The sequence below is a fragment of the Chitinophaga sedimenti genome, assembly GCF_023156195.1.
Lineage (GTDB): Bacteria > Bacteroidota > Bacteroidia > Chitinophagales > Chitinophagaceae > Chitinophaga > Chitinophaga sedimenti.
Genome location: NZ_JAKUKA010000001.1, coordinates 3,737,041 through 3,752,289 on the forward strand (window position 1 = coordinate 3,737,041; position 15,249 = coordinate 3,752,289).

Consider the following 15,249-nt stretch of genomic DNA (forward strand, 5'->3'; position numbering starts at 1 on the left):
TCGTTGTTTGCGTTTACAATTCGGCTTTGCTGTCGCTCAGGATATGGTGTACGTGACCGGCCTGCAGATCTTCGCAATGATAGATCTCTTCGCGGGTGGGTGTTGGGCGCTGTGTCGGAGCGCCTTTCTTTTTATCACCGAGCATTTTGCCAATCAGGCGGGCCCTTTCTTCTGCAATGCGGGTGCGCAGTTGTTTATCCTGCTCCCGATCGAAGTACACGATACCGTCTACGATCGTTTTTTCCGCCATCGTGTAAATGCTTAGCGGGTGTTCGTTCCACAATACCAGGTCGGCATCTTTGCCCACTTTGATACTGCCGGTTTTATCGGCAATATGCAGCAGTTTGGCCGGGTTGAGGGTCACCATTTTCAATGCGGCTTCTTCGTCCATATCACCATAAGTAATGCTCTTGGCAGCTTCCTGGTTCAGGCGACGGGCCATTTCGGCATCATCAGAGTTGATGGCCGTGGTCACCCCTACGCGCTGCATGATGTTCGCATTATAGGGGATCGCATCCTGCACTTCCATTTTATACGCCCACCAGTCAGCGAACGTAGAACCGCCGGCGCCGTGCTCCTTCATCTTATCAGCTACTTTATAACCTTCGAGAATGTGCGTAAATGTGTTGATCTTAAAACCAAAACGGTCGGCTGTTTTCAGCAGCATGTTAATTTCGCTCTGCACGTAAGAGTGACAGGTGATGAAACGTTTCTTATTGAGAATTTCCACCAGTGCGTCCAGTTCCAGGTCGCGGCGTTTACCGGCGCCCTGTTTTTCATAGTCTCTCGCGCGTGTAAATGCATCGGCCAACACCTGCTCTACGCCCATACGGGTTTGTGGGAAACGGGTGGTCTGGCTTTCGCCCCAGTTAGATTGTTTTACGTTTTCGCCCAACGCAAATTTGATGAACTGGTCGGAGCCTGCGTATTTCAGCTCTTCTGCATTTGCACCCCAACGCAGCTTGATCAGCTGCGATTGGCCACCGATCGTATTGGCGGAACCATGCAGCAGATGCGAAGCAGTTACACCGCCGCTCAGCTGTCGGTAAATGTTCACATCGTCCGGGTTCACTACATCGGCTATCCGTACTTCGGAAGTAACTGACTGTGTACCTTCATTCACCCCGCGCGAAATCGCAATGTGCGAGTGTTCGTCGATGATACCTGCCGTCAGGTGTTTACCCGTTCCGTCAATCACCCTGGCACCGCCGGCGCTCAGGTTCTTGCCGATTTGTGCGATCTTGCCGCCGCGTACCAGTACGTCTGTATTTTCGAGTTTACCTTCTTTCTCGTTGGTCCAGACGGTAGCATTTTTGATGAGGATCACCTCCTGTTTCGGCGCGGTTTCCCAGCCATACCCTACAAACGGATAGTATACCGATCCGAGTTGCAGCGCTTCTTTCTTTTTCGCAGAATCAGATTTGGCCGCAAGTGGTTTGGAAAGTGCAGCTGTCCAGGTTACGGCCCTATCGGTGGTGTCCAGCCCGGTACCGCTCCAGCCTCCCTGACCGATAATACCGCTCAGGCGCAACTGTCCGCCGTCGCCTTTCTTCAGCGGAAGGCTCAGTTTTACCAGTTGCCCGGTTAAAGTGATTTTACCGTTTAGCGTATCTTTCTGCAAGACAGATACAGCGGGCGCTGCAGCCGTTCCTTTCACTTCTATATTTAAACGCTGGCCATTGGTGAGCGTAAGCGCGTAAGTACCGCGAACATCGCTCCAGCCATCGTTTTTAATTTCGTAGCGGTTACCTTGTACCCAGTTCTGGTAAATCACGGTGTTTTCTCCGAAGATAGGGCCGGAGGTTACCAGGAAGTTTGCCAGTTTGCCGGCATCGAGGCAGCCTACCTTATCGCTGATCTTCAGCAATGAAGCAGGCGTTTGGGTGAGCGCTTCAGGGCGCGTTTCTCTGTAAGACCATATTCGATAGCTTTACGTACCGCGGCGAGAAAGGTTTTTACATCACGCAGATCGGCGCTGGTGAGGGCGAAGGGAATGTTTGCTTTTTCAAACACTCCGGGTTCGGTGGGAGCAAGTTCCCAATGCTTCATATCGGCCAGGGCCACGAAACGTGCGTCGTTAGGGTCTTCCATGTCCATAGCGACCGGGAAGTTCAGGCCCAGGATGAAAGCAGCTTTCGTAGCGGCCATCTCTTTTACGCGCTGGTACTCATTGTTACCCGACTTAATAATAAACTGTACCCCGAATTCGTCACCTATTTTATCGGCACGTAACACGTTCCATTTATCGTTGGCTTCAAATATCTGCGGATATTGCTGATTATCGTTCCAGGCCTTCAGGCTCAGGTTCACCCCTTCCTTGACGGGAGCGGTTTTATACCATTGCGCATCGAGAAAGGACTGGCGGAGCAGCGCAATGCTGCCCATCAGCGAGCTAGGATAGTCCTGGGTAGACGTTCCTTTATCAAAAGAAAGATGATTGGATGCTTTTTCCTTTACGATCACTTTGTTTTCGCGATCGTTAGCCAGTGTTACCACCACACCTGTGCCGCGGGCAATGCCATCGGCCTGGTGCGAGAGTACGGTGCCAAAGCCCTGTTCACGCAGGTTCTTCGCCTTTTCTTCGTTTACCGCGAAAAGATCCACGGCATTCACTTCGCTCCTGATGGCCTGGTTCCAGCCATAGGCCCCTTTGGTATTGGAAATAAACTGCGGGGCGCCATCGCGGCCGCGGAAACCGCCTGCGCGCGTGGGCGTGTTCATCCCGTAGTCGCTATAAATATCAACAAAAGAAGGATAAATGTACTTCCCCTGGCAGTCGATCACCACGGCATCCTTCGGAACGGCAGCCCCGGCGCCCGCGGCGACGATTTTACCGTCGCGGATGACCAGGGTGGCGTTTTGAAGGGTGGTTTGCGCGTCTTTTACTAATGTGGCGTGGGTAAAGGCGTAACAGGCCTCCCGGGGTTCAGACAAACCGTTCACCGGAAAAGTTACCTGCGCCTGCGCTGCGCCGGCCAGTAACAGGCCGCACAGCCCCAGCGCCAGCCGGGCAATAGACCGCTGACCGCTCCCGAACGGAAGACGGTTCTTCTCATAAAATAAAGGTCCAGCTTTCATGCAGTTATAATTGTTTATTTAGATTTTGATGATAAGTCGGCAGCAAATAGGCATAAAGTGTTAAATTTAGTAAAACATTAAGCGTAACGCCTAACGTTTAAGTAATAAATTTTACGAATGGTATAAAGCAAATACAGGTTTTATGAAAAACAAGTACTATCCGGGACTCCTTGCCGCCATTATCCTCGTATTATCCTCCCTGCCGGGCTTTGCGCAGGACACTTCCAAAGGCCGCTGGAGCGCCAGCGCCAAGGCCGATAAACTCAGCGAAAAGATAGATAAGGAACTGCACCTCAGTAAGGAACAGGACAAACAGATTCACGCCATTAACCAGGACATCAGCCTGCGCCGCGATGCGATCAAGCGCGATACTACTATCAGTAAAAAACAAAACTGGCTGCGATCAACACCACGGATACAGAACGCAGTCAACGCTTTAAGACAGTACTCACCCCCACCCAGTATAAAAAGTGGAATGATTGGGAAATGAAGAAGAAAGAGAAACTGGAAGCCAAAATGGATAAAAAACAGGAAAAGAAGCTGGCCAAACAACAATCATGATACAGCCGCCCCTAGTTACATGTTAATTTTACTTTACCCGCTTGCAATTGTGAGGCCTTTTTATTTATATTGTCTGACAATCACGATGGATCTATGTTGGAGCTGTTCCGCGACGATGCTGTATTATGGCGTGGAGTTATCCGGGGCGAACAAGAAGCATTCCGCCAGCTGTACGAGGCTTACGCGGACCTTCTGTACGCCCATGGTCTCCGTTACATGAGCGATGCGGCCACTGTCAAAGACTGCATCCATGACCTTTTTATTGATCTGCATACTTACCACGCCTCCCTGGCGCCGGAAGTAAACATCCGCTTTTACCTGCTTCGCTCTTTCCGCCGCAAATTACATGCGGCCGCCAATAAAGCGTCCGGGAACATCGACCTGGCAGCTAACTTCCAGCTTACTTTTACAGATGATATAGAAAAGATGCTTATCCGCGGCGAGCAGGAGCGGGAAACCGTACAATTGCTGGTACGGAAACTGAACGAGCTGCCTGCCCGACAAAAAGAACTCATCTACCTGAAATTCCACTGCGACCTGGAATATGAAGAAATTGCCGTACTGATGGGCATTTCCACCGCTACCTGCCGCACTCTTTCCTACCGCGCCATCAAACAATTACGGGAAGAAATGGCCGGCGCTCCCCTCTCCCTGCTCAGCCTTTTTTAATGGGTACTCCACTTTTTTAAAAAATAGTTTGATTTCAGCGTCTATAAAAGCATCGTTTGTTGCTCTTTATTGTAAACCGCTTCTATGCAGCGCAAAAACAACAACTGGCATGGCTGAAAAAACTATTGGGTCTGCGCGACGCAGACAGCAGCCAGTTATTGTCAATACTTTCCGCTGCGGGTAACGAAAAGCTGCCGGAGGATGAAAAAGCCGCATTATGGACGCGCATCGAAGCAGGCATGAAACAGCCTGTAAAAAGACGCATCCGGCCGATGTTCTGGAAAGCAGCGGCCGCGGTGATCCTGACCGCCGGAGCCACCTGGCTGTTATGGCCTTCTTCGCCAACGCAACAGGCACTCGTAGCCTATGCCATGAGCCTGCCGGCCGACAGCAACCTCACCGAAACCCAACTGTCACTGGGCGCGCAACGCAACATATTGCTCCCCGGCAAACAAACACAACTGCGGTACTCGGACAGCGGAGCGGTACAATCGGGCGATGCGCGGTATGTACAGGATAACCAGCACGCCTTTAATACATTGAACGTGCCTTTCGGCCGCATTGCAAAGGTAACCCTGCAGGATGGTACCCAGGTATGGCTCAACGCCGGCTCCCGGCTGGTATACCCGGCCACCTTCTCCAACCACGCGAGAGAGGTCTATGTTAGCGGCGAAGCTTATTTTGAAGTGGCCGCCAACAATGCACAACCTTTTAAAGTTTATACCGGCGATGTGACCGTTAACGTACTTGGCACCAGTTTTAACGTAAGTGCCTACGAACAGGAAGCACAGGCCATCACCCTGGTAGCCGGCAAAGTGAATGTGGAAGCGGGCGCCACGCAAGTGACACTTACACCGGGCGAGCAGGTCAGTTATGCTGCACAACAACAGCCCAACAAAATAAGCGGGACTAATACAGATGCATATACGTCATGGAAAGATGGGATCATTATTGCAGATCATACGCCACTGCATGCGATACTTAAAAAACTATCGCGCTATTACAACCATACAATCATTGTAAACGGCCAGTCCGGCGGAGATACTTTCTCCGGTCGCCTGGATCTGCAAAAGAGTCTGGACGAGGTACTGAATACCATCGGCCAGACGACAGACATGGACATCAACCGGCAGGCGGGACGAATCATTTTAGAAAGTAAACGCTAATCAGTACACATATCAACCAATTACGGCAGTCGATACTGCCGGCGGGATTGCTATTTCATGTTAAAAATAAAAAGCTATGAACAAAATTTACGCGCGTAAAAGTCGGCTCTTTTTCGCCCTGCTGACGGGCTGCAGCCTGCTGTTCGTTACCGCCCGCGCCGCCACGCAGTCAGACGACATCAGCGTGAGCGTAAAAGACGTGAGTCTTGCCGAGCTATTCAAGAAAATACAGTCGCAAAGCAAATGGCTCATCTTTTATAAGGATGAAGCCGTAGCCCGCGAAAAAAGGTAACGCTGTACATGGTGGAGAAGCCGATAGCAACAGTGTTGGACAAAGCCCTCGCCAACACTGCGCTCACTTATAAAATATCCGGCAACCAGGTATCTATCGTTACCGACCCCGATAAAAGCACGGGCCCGCTCCGCGAGGAAAACGATACGCTGATGACCATCAAAGGCCGCATTTTCGATTCGCACGAGCCGCCTACCGGCCTGCCAGGTGTTACTATACAGGTAAAGAACAGCCGCAACGGCGTGCTGGGCGACCCGGATGGCTACTTCAGCATTAAAGCGAAAAAGAATGACGTACTGCTTTTTACGTTGATGGGATATAAAAGTGAAGAATATCTCGTTACCAAATCAAATAGTAACCTCATTATCGCTTTAAAAGATAATGTAGCAAAACTGGATGAAGTCGTGGTAACAGGCTTGAGCGAGCAGCAGAAAAAGCATATCGCCAGCTCGTTAAGCACGCTCGATATTGGTTCGCAGATTGCCGGAAAACCGGTAACGAAGTTATCCCAGGCATTGCAGGGTGGCATTACTGGCATCAACGTATCGCAGGGATCGGGTTTACCCGGTGGCGATGCAGCCATGGTAAAGATCCGCGGCCTCAGCACCATTACCACCAATTCTGACCCGCTGGTATTGGTAGATGGCGTTCCCATGGACATGAACAATATTGACCCGGTAACGGTAGAAAGTGTGACAGTACTGAAGACGCCGCCGCTGCCGCCAGCTATGGATCCAGGGGCGCCAATGGGGTAATCGTTGTGACCACCAAACGTGGTACACCCGGAAAGGTGAGCGTGATGTACGACGGATATTACGGCTATCAAAGTCCGTCTTACTTGTCATCACTCGTCAATGCACCCAACTACATGCGCTTGTATAATGAAGCACTGGTAAACGATAACAAACCTACCATTTTTCCAGATTCGGTGATTGCCAATACGGAGTCGGGCGTTGACCCAATCAAATATCCGGACACAGACTGGCAGGATGTGATTGTATCGAAGTATTCACCGATCACGAGCCATTCGCTGTCTGTATCCGGCGGCAATAACGTGGCGCGCTTTGCCTTTACCGGTAACTATTTATACCAGGACGGTATGATCCCCGTCACCTGGTCAAAGCGACTGAACCTGCGCGCCAACACCTCCATCACCCTCAGTAAAAATTTTCTCGTGAACCTGGACATGGCCACCATCCGCCTGCAGCGCAGGGAGCCTGGTAGGCCGAGCGGCAGCGGCGGTAACCGCATGCTGGAAGATGTGTTCCGCGTACCACCCACTATCCTGCCCAAATACCCGGATAAAAATGGTTCGGAAATTTACGGGCAGTATGTAGACATCGTGAATCCACTGGCCTATGCGGAGAAAGGTGGGTACCGGCAGTGGCTGAGCGATATGGCCAGTATCAACATACAACCAAAATGGGAACTGTTTCCCGGTTTCAACCTGAAGGGACAATTCAGCTACCGCGTGAACAGCGATGTAGTCAATGAACGCCGCGACAACTTTAACTTTTTCGATTACTATACCGAAAAATTAACGCGTACCTGGTCTGTAAGCCGCGTGAATACGCCTTCCCGCTCTTCCTACTACTTTCTTGCCGGTAATGCCGACTATACTTTTACCCGCAATAATCACTACTTCTATGCAATGGCAGGTTACTCCATGGAGCAGACCAACGCGGAAGGATGGGATGTATTTTCCATGGTATCGGGTTATGCAAAGCTGAACTATTCTTATGATGATAAATACCTGCTGGAAGCCACGGTGCGTGCAGACGGGTCCTCCCGCTTCGGTCCGGGTAACAAGTTTGGCTATTTCCCCTCGGCAGCCGTGGGCTGGAATGTGCACAAAGAAGCATTCCTGGCAGACAGCCGCGTGATCAACAACCTGAAACTGCGTGCCAGTTATGGCTTGCTTGGCAACGAAAACATCGGCTATTATAAATACCAGACGCTGATCAACGCAACAACCGGCCTGGAAGAAATTAACGGTAACGCAAATATCAGCTGGGAAACCGTGAACATGCTGGACATCGGTTTTGACCTCGGCCTGTTCCCCGGCAACCGCCTGGAACTAACGTTCGACTACTACAACAAAATCACCAACGACCTGATTATTACGCCGCCCATCTCTTATGTGGCCGGTCTGGCCAAGGTTCCGGTGAACGCAGGAAAAGTAAAAAACAACGGCTGGGAACTGGCGATCAACTATACGGAGAAACTGGGAAAAGACCTGTCGCTGACTTTGCGGCCGGGTGTATGGTACAACAAGAATGAAATCCACGGAACTGGTGGGTGGCCCCTATGTTACCGCTTCTACGAACAGCATGTACAGCTACGCACAAAAAGTAGGCTACAACATCAGCGCCATCTACGGTTATAAAACAGATGGACTGTTGCAGGCCAGCGACTTTGCGGCAGACGGCACACCGCTGATACCGGTGATCAGCAAAGCACAACCCGGCGACATTAAATACGTGGATTTCAACAACGATAAAATTATTGACGGTAACGACCAGACCATTATCGGTAATGCTGTTCCCAAACTGAACTTCTCCGCAGATATCGCGGTGCGTTATAAAAACTTTGACCTGGAAGTACTGTTGCAGGGAACGGGACAGAGCGATGCAGTATTACTCGGCATGCTGGCCAACCCGCTGGACATGAGCTTCGATGGCGGTATTCCCACGACTTACTACTCGACCCGCTACTGGCAGCCAACACGTACAGACGCCCGTTTTCCGCGCATCACAACCTCGCCGGCAAACAGTAAACTCACCTCCGACTTCTGGTTCGAGAATGCAGCTTACATGCGCATTAAATTCGCGCAATTTGGCTACAACCTCGCATCAAATAGTTTAAAAAGAGTAGGCATCAGCAACATCCGGTTGTACCTGAATGCTCAAAACCCGTACACATTCTCTTCCTTAAAAATCATGGATCCCGAATCGAGGGGAAACCAGTGGACGTACCCGGTGATGCAGATGTACACGATAGGCGCTAACGTTAAATTCTAAGCAACATGAAAAAGAATCTTCTCTATATATTGACAGGAATAATGGTAGCCGCCACCTTCGGCAGCTGCGAAAAATTCCTGACGCATGATAGTCCCACCGGCGTATCCGACGACCTCTGGTGGAAAACCGAAGCTAATGCGACCAACGCATTAGGTACCGTATATGCAGGTATGCCCGATGGCACCAAAGGCCGTAACGTCATGCTGGTATCGAGCCTGAGTGATGAAACCGTGGCCCGCCAGGATTCCCGCGGTGCTTACGAACTATATGGCAAAGGTTTGCAGGATGCCAACTGGGGTGTGGCACTTACGATCTGGCAGGACGATTACATTGACATCCGCCGTGCCTGCCGTTTCTGGAGAACGTGGATGGTTGCTTTATGGACAGTGCCCTGAAAGCACGCTATAAATATGAAGCCCGTGCGCTGCGTGCCTATTACCATATGGAACTGTTGCTCTATTTCGGTGGTATTCCTATTGTTACCAAGTCGTTACCGCAGGCCGAAAACCTGCAGGCGCGTAATACAGAGCAGGAAGTGTATGATTTTATCCGCAGCGAACTGCTCGAATGCGGCGAAAACCTGCCTGCCGAATATACCAACGCGGAAGCCTGGCGCATCAATGCCGGCGCGTGTTACGCATTCCTGATGCGCATGGCGATGTTTTACCGCAAGTACGATGTAGCCCGCGATGCTGCGAAGAAAGTGATCGACCTGAATGTATTCCAGCTGTATAAGGCCAGCAATCCGGCAAACAGTTATACCGACCTTTTCAGTTACAACGGGGAATTGAACAAGGAACGCATCTTCTTCCGCGACGGTGGCTCCAGCACCGCCTGGACGACCTTCGTACCGCAGGGCATCGGTGGTAAAACGGTGACTTCGCCTACTATCAACGTGGTGAACAACTACGAAACCAAACAAGGCAAATCCATTTATGAACTGGGACCGGATTCACTGGCTATTTATATGAAGGACCCGTTGTACAAAAACAACCGCGATCCGCGTATGACGGCCTCTATCCTGTTTCCCGGGCAGAAATTCATTGACAACAACTACGTACTGCAACCGTTTTTAGCCGATCCGGCGAACCAGGACCAGCTGGGCATTCAAAACTCCACAGCCACCGGCTTCTGGATAAAAAAATATGTAGATGCGAAAGACAGGAACGCGAAGGGCGGTACGCTTGACTTCATGTTCATCCGTTATGCGGAGGTGCTGCTCAGTTACGCCGAAGCGCTGATCGAAAACAACGAATGGCAGCACCCTGACGTGGTAAAGTACATCAACGAAGTACGCAGCCGCGCGCAGATGCCGCCGGTGGACGTAACCGTATACAACAACCAGGCTATGCTGCGCAAACTGATCCGCCGCGAAAGACAGGCGGAACTGGCCTTTGAAGGACAGCGGTTTTTCGACATCCGTCGATGGGAAATTCTGGACAGCGTGATGAACGGACAGGTATACGGCGCCTACAACACGGCAACCAATACCCAGTGCCGGTAGAGATCCGCTCCTGCGACATTCAGCGCGACGTACGTTTCCCCATTCCATTAGCCGAAACACTTTCTAATAAAAACCTGAAACAGAATCCTTTTTACTAAGGTGTAAAAAACAGGGATAAAGGGTAAACAGCCGGGGAAAGATAATTGTATCTTGTTCCCGGGTTGTTTGCCCTTTATTGTGCTTTCTATTTCCACATCTTTTTCAAACTAATCGATGGAAACTAAAACTAATCACTCCAGGAGATCTTTCCTGAAAAACTCGCTGGGGGCCGTTGCGGCATTTACCATTGTGCCACGCCACGTATTGGGGCGGGGGTATATTGCACCCAGCGATCAATTAACCAAAGGCATTATCGGTGTTGGATCGATGGGCCGCGGACACATTAAATATGCCGGTACCCGGGTAGTGGCTATTTGTGATGTAGACAAAGGCCATCTCAAGACTGCCCTCGGCATGCTGGAAAAAGGCGTTAAAACATTTTCCGATTACCGGGAACTGATCCAGCTGCCGGAAGTAGACATCGTACACATTGCCACGCCGCCCCACTGGCACGGTATTATGGCAGCCGATGCCGCGCGCGCCGGCAAGGACATCTGGTGCGAGAAACCCATGACCCGTACCATCGGCGAAGGCAAACGCGTAATGGAAGCCGTACAACAACACGGCCGCATTTTCCGCCTCAACACCTGGTTCCGTTTCGAAGACCGTTTTTACGGCATGGGCACTACCGTAAAGCCCATCCGCAAACTGGTGGAAAGCGGCCTGCTGGGATGGCCGCTGAAAGTAACCGTTGGCAAACACACCGGGTTCGACTGGAAGTTTTACTGGGTGGGCAAAACCAATCTGCCTACGCAAAGCGTGCCCGCAGACCTGGACTACGATATGTGGTTAGGACCCGCGCCTTATCGTCCCTACACCTCACACCGCGTACACCAGACCTTCCGTGGTTACTGGGATTATGATGGCGGTGGCCTGGGCGACATGGGCCAGCACTACCTCGACCCTGTTCAATATATCCTGGGAAAAGATGACGAGAGCCCTGTTTCGGTAGAAGTGGATGCCCCGCAGCAACACCCGGACGCAGTAGGCACCTGGAGAAGGATCACCTACACCTATGCCGATGGCTGCCAGATCATCCTGGATGGTGAAGGCACAGATGATAAAGCGGCGTACATCGAAGGGCCAAAAGGCAAACTGTACCCGGGCTTTAAATCCGATATTCCCGAGCTGGAAAAGAAACTGGCTGCGTTCCCAGATCCGCAACCGCAGATGACGGACTTTGTCGCCGCCGTAAAAGGTCGCCACAAGTTTGCACTGAACGAGTCGAACGGACACCGCTCCGCTACTATTGTAAATATGGGCAAGATCGCTTTACAGCTCGGCCGCTCCCTGAAGTTCGACCCCATTAAACAGGAGTTTGTGGGCGACGAAGGCGCCAACCGGTTGATTGATCAGCCGATGCGCGGTCCCTGGACGATTTAACAGCTATCTACCCACTTCTATTCCATCAAGATGAAAAAATATTCCTTTATATGATAGCAGGTTGCCTCGCCGCGGGCAGCCTGAAAGCACAGGCGCCTAAAGATCAGCGCGCACTGAGCACCCGTATCGCGGACCTGCTGCAGCAATTGCCCTCGGCAGGGAAAGACCGGCTGAATGCTAACATGCAGGAGATCAGCGCTGGGCGAACCGGGCATCACCGAACTGGTAACGATGCTGTCGCCCGAAGGCAAAGGTGACAATACGCGCCTGCAATACGCGATCGGCGGTTATGCCGGTTATATTATGCAGCCGGGCAAAGAACAGGAACGCGCTGCTGCAGTGCGCGCTTACACGAAAGCGCTGCCAAAGTTATCGAACGATGAGCTGCGCGACTTCCTGATCGGACAGTTGCAACTGATCGGCAACGACGAGGCGGTGGCACCTTTATCCACCTACTTAAAAAGCGAACGCCTGGCGGATCCGCTGCGCGTGCACTGGCAGTAATTAACACCCCTGCCGCTCAAAAGGCGCTAGTAGATGCATTAGCCTCCGCGAAAGGCAAAACGCTTGTTACCCTGGCAGAAGCCCTGGGCGATTGCCGTAGTGCCGCTGCTGTAACAGAACTCAACAAGTTGGCCACCAGCAATAATCAGCAACTCCGCAAAGTAGCCCTGTATTCCCTGGCACGGATCGGCGCCCCCGAATCGGCGGATATACTGGCAATGCAGGCAGCACAAAGCGGATATACATTCGACTATACGAATGCTACGGCATCCTATTTGTCTTACCTCCAAAAAACCGCGGACATTAAACGCTTGCAGGAATTATGGCGTACCACGAACAAACCGGGGCAGGTGCACACGCACACTGCTGCCTTTACGTTACTGGCCACGTTGCAACCGGATAAAAACAAACTGCGTTTCCCGACAGAATTGACGCATGCCAATGCACAATACCGTGCAGCCGCAATGAAGGTGGCGGCTAACTACAAAACAGACGAGTACGTAGAGCTGTACACCTTTATCTATAAAAAGGCGAACACGGATGTTAAAGCAGGCCTCCTGTCATTACTTGCCGCCACCGGCAATAAAGCGGCCATCCCCGTTATTACAGCAGCTATTAAAGACAAGGCGGTGCAGCTCCCTGCTATTGAAGCAGCGGGCCGTACGGGCGACGGCACAGTGGTACCCGCATTACTCGACGCCATGAAAAGCAATGACACCATTGTCATTGATGCGGCGAAACAGGCATTAATGACGATCAAAAGCGAGCAACTGCCATCACAGGTAGCAGCGGCGTTACCGGCAGCGACACCAGCTGCACAGGTGGCATTGATCAACGTATTAGGTGCACGCAGAGCGGGGGCACAGGTGCCGGCGATATGGCCTTTGCTGAAAAGCAACGATGCGAAAGTGAGCAAAGCAGCTTACCAGGCAGTAGCCGTTTCGGCAGATGCATCGCAATTGCCACAGTTGTTTGCGGCCCTGGCCGAAATAACCGCACCCGGCCAGCAACTGACCGGTATACAGCGTGGTATCGCAAACGCTTTAGCTACCACCCCTCAAAATGAAGCGGTAACACGCGTAGCGGCAGAAATGAAAAAGCGCCGGCCGACAGGCGCGGTAACTACCTGCCCATCTTATCGCTGATCGGCGGTAAAGAGGCGTTGAACATCGTGATCGATGCCTACCGAAGCGGTGGCACCAAACCAGGTGCCCTGGCTGCCCTGGCCACCTGGAAAGATGGTTCCGCGATCTACCCGCTGATTGAAGTAATGCGTAAAGACCAGGATGGTGCAATAGTGATAGATGGTACGATCAACATGATCAGTACTTCCGGCTGGACCGCCGAACAGAAGTTCCTTGCCCTTCGTGAAATCATGGAGCTGACTAAGACCAATGCACAGCGAAGTAAAATACTGAAGGAAATTGATAAGTGCAAAACCTTCCCGGCATTGATCTTTGCCGGTCAATACTGGATAACAATGCACTGCAGGCGGATGCAGCGAACGTGGTGATGGATATTGCATTGTCCAATAAAAACTTTAACGGCGCTAACGTGAAAGCGATGTTGGAAAAGGCTTCCAAACTGCTGAAAGGTGGCGATGCCGATTACCAGCGTGAAGCTATCCGCAAACACCTGGCGGAAATGCCTGCCGGTGAAGGTCCTGTAGCGATCTTTAACGGTAAAGACCTCAGCGGCTGGAAAGGGCTGGTGGGTAACCCCATCACCCGGGCTAAAATGACGCCGAAACAACTGGCCGCTGCACAGCAAAAAGCAGATAGCGCAATGGTTAGCGGCTGGAGTGCAAAAGATGGACTGCTCGTGTTTAACGGCCACGGCGACAACCTTTGCACCACCAAACCTTATGGCGATTTCGAGATGTTCGTCGACTGGAAAATCACGCCGGAAGGCGATGCGGGTATTTACCTGCGTGGCACGCCACAGGTGCAGATCTGGGACACATCACGTGTGAGCGTGGGTGCACAGGTAGGTTCCGGCGGATTGTACAATAACCAGAAGAATCCTTCCAAACCGCTGAAGGTAGCAGACAATGCCATCGGGGAATGGAACAACTTCCACATCATCATGCAGGGCGATCGCGTAACCGTATACCTCAATGGCGTACTGGTGACCGATAATACCATCCTCGAAAACTACTGGGACCGCAACCTGCCCATCTTCCCCGAAGAACAGCTGGAGTTGCAGGCGCACGGTACCTATGTAGCTTACCGCGACATCTACGTACGCGAGCTGCCCCGGCCAAAACCGTATTCGCTGACCGCGCAGGAAAAACGCGATGGTTATGAAATACTGTTTGACGGTACGAACATGCATAAATGGACAGGTAATACCACCGATTATGTAATGGAGAACGGCGACATGGTGATTTATCCTAAGAACGGCGGCAAAGGCAACCTGTATACTAAAAAGGAATACGCCAATTTCATCTACCGTTTCGAGTTCCAATTAACGCCCGGCGCCAACAACGGCCTCGGTATCCGTACACCGATGGAGGGCGACGCGGCCTACGTGGGGATGGAATTACAGATACTGGACAACGAAGCAGAGATTTATAAGAAACTGCAACCTTATCAGTATCATGGCTCTGTATACGGCATCATTCCCGCAAAGCGTGGTTACCTCAAACCTGTAGGTGAATGGAATTACGAAGAAGTAATTGCCGACGGCAACCGCATCAAAGTAATCCTGAACGGCACTGTGATTCTCGATGGCGATATTGCCGAAGCGAGCAAGAACAACACCGAACCCGCTGACCATAAGAAACATCCGGGCCTGCTGAACAAAAGCGGCCATATTGGTTTCCTCGGTCATGGTGCGGAGGTGCGTTTCAGAAATATCCGCATCAAAGAATTGCCGTCAAAGTAAAATAGATTAACTTAGTAGGAACGGGCTCGCTTTTTTGCGGGCCCGTTTTTTTTGGAGGTGTATACATGGCATTCAGGCTAACATATT

The 15,249-nt window shown here is 51.5% G+C and carries 17 protein-coding genes; 15 read left to right on the forward strand and 2 right to left on the reverse strand.

Annotated features, from left to right (window positions below):
• Window positions 1–13: 13 nt before the first annotated feature.
• The gene (locus MKQ70_RS21340) at window positions 14–1,867 is read right to left on the reverse strand and encodes an amidohydrolase (protein ID WP_248074220.1); all 1,854 of its coding nucleotides are present in this window, start codon (window positions 1,865–1,867) and stop codon (window positions 14–16) included.
• On the reverse strand, window positions 1,861–3,078 hold the full coding sequence (locus MKQ70_RS21345; protein ID WP_248074222.1) for an amidohydrolase family protein: 1,218 nt from the start codon (window positions 3,076–3,078) through the stop codon (window positions 1,861–1,863). Before MKQ70_RS21345 ends, MKQ70_RS21340 begins: the two co-directional genes overlap by 7 nt.
• Window positions 3,079–3,220: 142 nt before the next feature.
• On the opposite strand from MKQ70_RS21345, the gene MKQ70_RS21350 reads away from it, so the two are divergent.
• The 15 genes from MKQ70_RS21350 (at window position 3,221) to MKQ70_RS21420 (ending at window position 15,162) form a co-directional block, all read left to right on the forward strand.
• Window positions 3,221–3,568: a hypothetical protein gene (locus MKQ70_RS21350; RefSeq protein WP_248074224.1), complete on the forward strand. Its 348-nt coding sequence runs from the start codon at window positions 3,221–3,223 to the stop codon at window positions 3,566–3,568.
• A 164-nt stretch (window positions 3,569–3,732) separates the two neighbouring features.
• On the forward strand, window positions 3,733–4,308 hold the full coding sequence (locus MKQ70_RS21355; protein WP_248074225.1) for an RNA polymerase sigma factor: 576 nt from the start codon (window positions 3,733–3,735) through the stop codon (window positions 4,306–4,308).
• A 56-nt stretch (window positions 4,309–4,364) separates the two neighbouring features.
• Complete coding sequence (locus tag MKQ70_RS21360; RefSeq protein ID WP_248074227.1) at window positions 4,365–5,474, forward strand: FecR family protein; 1,110 nt, start codon at window positions 4,365–4,367, stop codon at window positions 5,472–5,474.
• A gap of 76 nt (window positions 5,475–5,550) precedes the next feature.
• Complete coding sequence (locus MKQ70_RS21365; RefSeq protein ID WP_248074229.1) at window positions 5,551–5,766, forward strand: hypothetical protein; 216 nt, start codon at window positions 5,551–5,553, stop codon at window positions 5,764–5,766.
• Window positions 5,767–5,774: 8 nt separating this feature from the next.
• On the forward strand, window positions 5,775–6,521 hold the full coding sequence (locus tag MKQ70_RS21370; RefSeq protein ID WP_248074231.1) for a carboxypeptidase-like regulatory domain-containing protein: 747 nt from the start codon (window positions 5,775–5,777) through the stop codon (window positions 6,519–6,521).
• A 5-nt stretch (window positions 6,522–6,526) separates the two neighbouring features.
• Entirely contained in the window at window positions 6,527–8,152 is a 1,626-nt protein-coding gene (locus MKQ70_RS21375) for a TonB-dependent receptor domain-containing protein (RefSeq protein WP_248074233.1), read from the forward strand.
• Complete coding sequence (locus MKQ70_RS21380) at window positions 8,043–8,786, forward strand: SusC/RagA family TonB-linked outer membrane protein (RefSeq protein WP_248074234.1); 744 nt, start codon at window positions 8,043–8,045, stop codon at window positions 8,784–8,786. Before MKQ70_RS21375 ends, MKQ70_RS21380 begins: the two co-directional genes overlap by 110 nt.
• 5 nt (window positions 8,787–8,791) lie before the next feature.
• On the forward strand, window positions 8,792–9,181 hold the full coding sequence (locus MKQ70_RS21385; protein WP_248074236.1) for a hypothetical protein: 390 nt from the start codon (window positions 8,792–8,794) through the stop codon (window positions 9,179–9,181).
• A complete protein-coding gene (locus tag MKQ70_RS21390) occupies window positions 9,166–10,290 on the forward strand; it encodes a RagB/SusD family nutrient uptake outer membrane protein (protein ID WP_248074237.1) in 1,125 nt (374 codons plus the stop codon). The genes MKQ70_RS21385 and MKQ70_RS21390 overlap by 16 nt, the downstream gene beginning before the upstream one ends.
• Before the next feature lie 213 nt (window positions 10,291–10,503).
• Window positions 10,504–11,772, forward strand: a complete 1,269-nt coding sequence (locus tag MKQ70_RS21395; protein WP_248074239.1) for a Gfo/Idh/MocA family oxidoreductase — start codon at window positions 10,504–10,506, stop codon at window positions 11,770–11,772.
• 50 nt (window positions 11,773–11,822) lie between these two features.
• On the forward strand, window positions 11,823–12,029 hold the full coding sequence (locus tag MKQ70_RS21400; protein WP_248074240.1) for a hypothetical protein: 207 nt from the start codon (window positions 11,823–11,825) through the stop codon (window positions 12,027–12,029).
• Entirely contained in the window at window positions 12,004–12,276 is a 273-nt protein-coding gene (locus tag MKQ70_RS21405; RefSeq protein WP_248074241.1) for a hypothetical protein, read from the forward strand. The genes MKQ70_RS21400 and MKQ70_RS21405 overlap by 26 nt, the downstream gene beginning before the upstream one ends.
• Window positions 12,276–13,421 carry a HEAT repeat domain-containing protein gene (locus MKQ70_RS21410; protein WP_504909772.1) on the forward strand — a complete coding sequence of 382 codons (1,146 nt, stop codon included), beginning with the start codon at window positions 12,276–12,278 and terminating at the stop codon, window positions 13,419–13,421. Before MKQ70_RS21405 ends, MKQ70_RS21410 begins: the two co-directional genes overlap by 1 nt.
• A gap of 26 nt (window positions 13,422–13,447) precedes the next feature.
• A complete protein-coding gene (locus MKQ70_RS21415; protein WP_248074244.1) occupies window positions 13,448–13,789 on the forward strand; it encodes a hypothetical protein in 342 nt (113 codons plus the stop codon).
• On the forward strand, window positions 13,708–15,162 hold the full coding sequence (locus tag MKQ70_RS21420) for a 3-keto-disaccharide hydrolase (RefSeq protein WP_248074246.1): 1,455 nt from the start codon (window positions 13,708–13,710) through the stop codon (window positions 15,160–15,162). The genes MKQ70_RS21415 and MKQ70_RS21420 overlap by 82 nt, the downstream gene beginning before the upstream one ends.
• Window positions 15,163–15,249 lie beyond the last annotated feature (87 nt).

What these genes read in the sequence shown, in the direction of transcription:
- MKQ70_RS21345 (WP_248074222.1), bottom strand. Translation starts at nt 3,078, where the DNA reads ATGAAAGCTGGACCTTTATTTTATGAGAAGAACCGTCTTCCGTTCGGG.
- MKQ70_RS21350 (WP_248074224.1), top strand. Translation starts at nt 3,221, where the DNA reads ATGAAAAACAAGTACTATCCGGGACTCCTTGCCGCCATTATCCTCGTA.
- MKQ70_RS21355 (WP_248074225.1), top strand. Translation starts at nt 3,733, where the DNA reads ATGTTGGAGCTGTTCCGCGACGATGCTGTATTATGGCGTGGAGTTATC.
- MKQ70_RS21365 (WP_248074229.1), top strand. Translation starts at nt 5,551, where the DNA reads ATGAACAAAATTTACGCGCGTAAAAGTCGGCTCTTTTTCGCCCTGCTG.
- MKQ70_RS21370 (WP_248074231.1), top strand. Translation starts at nt 5,775, where the DNA reads ATGGTGGAGAAGCCGATAGCAACAGTGTTGGACAAAGCCCTCGCCAAC.
- MKQ70_RS21380 (WP_248074234.1), top strand. Translation starts at nt 8,043, where the DNA reads ATGAAATCCACGGAACTGGTGGGTGGCCCCTATGTTACCGCTTCTACG.
- MKQ70_RS21385 (WP_248074236.1), top strand. Translation starts at nt 8,792, where the DNA reads ATGAAAAAGAATCTTCTCTATATATTGACAGGAATAATGGTAGCCGCC.
- MKQ70_RS21390 (WP_248074237.1), top strand. Translation starts at nt 9,166, where the DNA reads ATGGACAGTGCCCTGAAAGCACGCTATAAATATGAAGCCCGTGCGCTG.
- MKQ70_RS21395 (WP_248074239.1), top strand. Translation starts at nt 10,504, where the DNA reads ATGGAAACTAAAACTAATCACTCCAGGAGATCTTTCCTGAAAAACTCG.
- MKQ70_RS21400 (WP_248074240.1), top strand. Translation starts at nt 11,823, where the DNA reads ATGATAGCAGGTTGCCTCGCCGCGGGCAGCCTGAAAGCACAGGCGCCT.
- MKQ70_RS21405 (WP_248074241.1), top strand. Translation starts at nt 12,004, where the DNA reads ATGCTGTCGCCCGAAGGCAAAGGTGACAATACGCGCCTGCAATACGCG.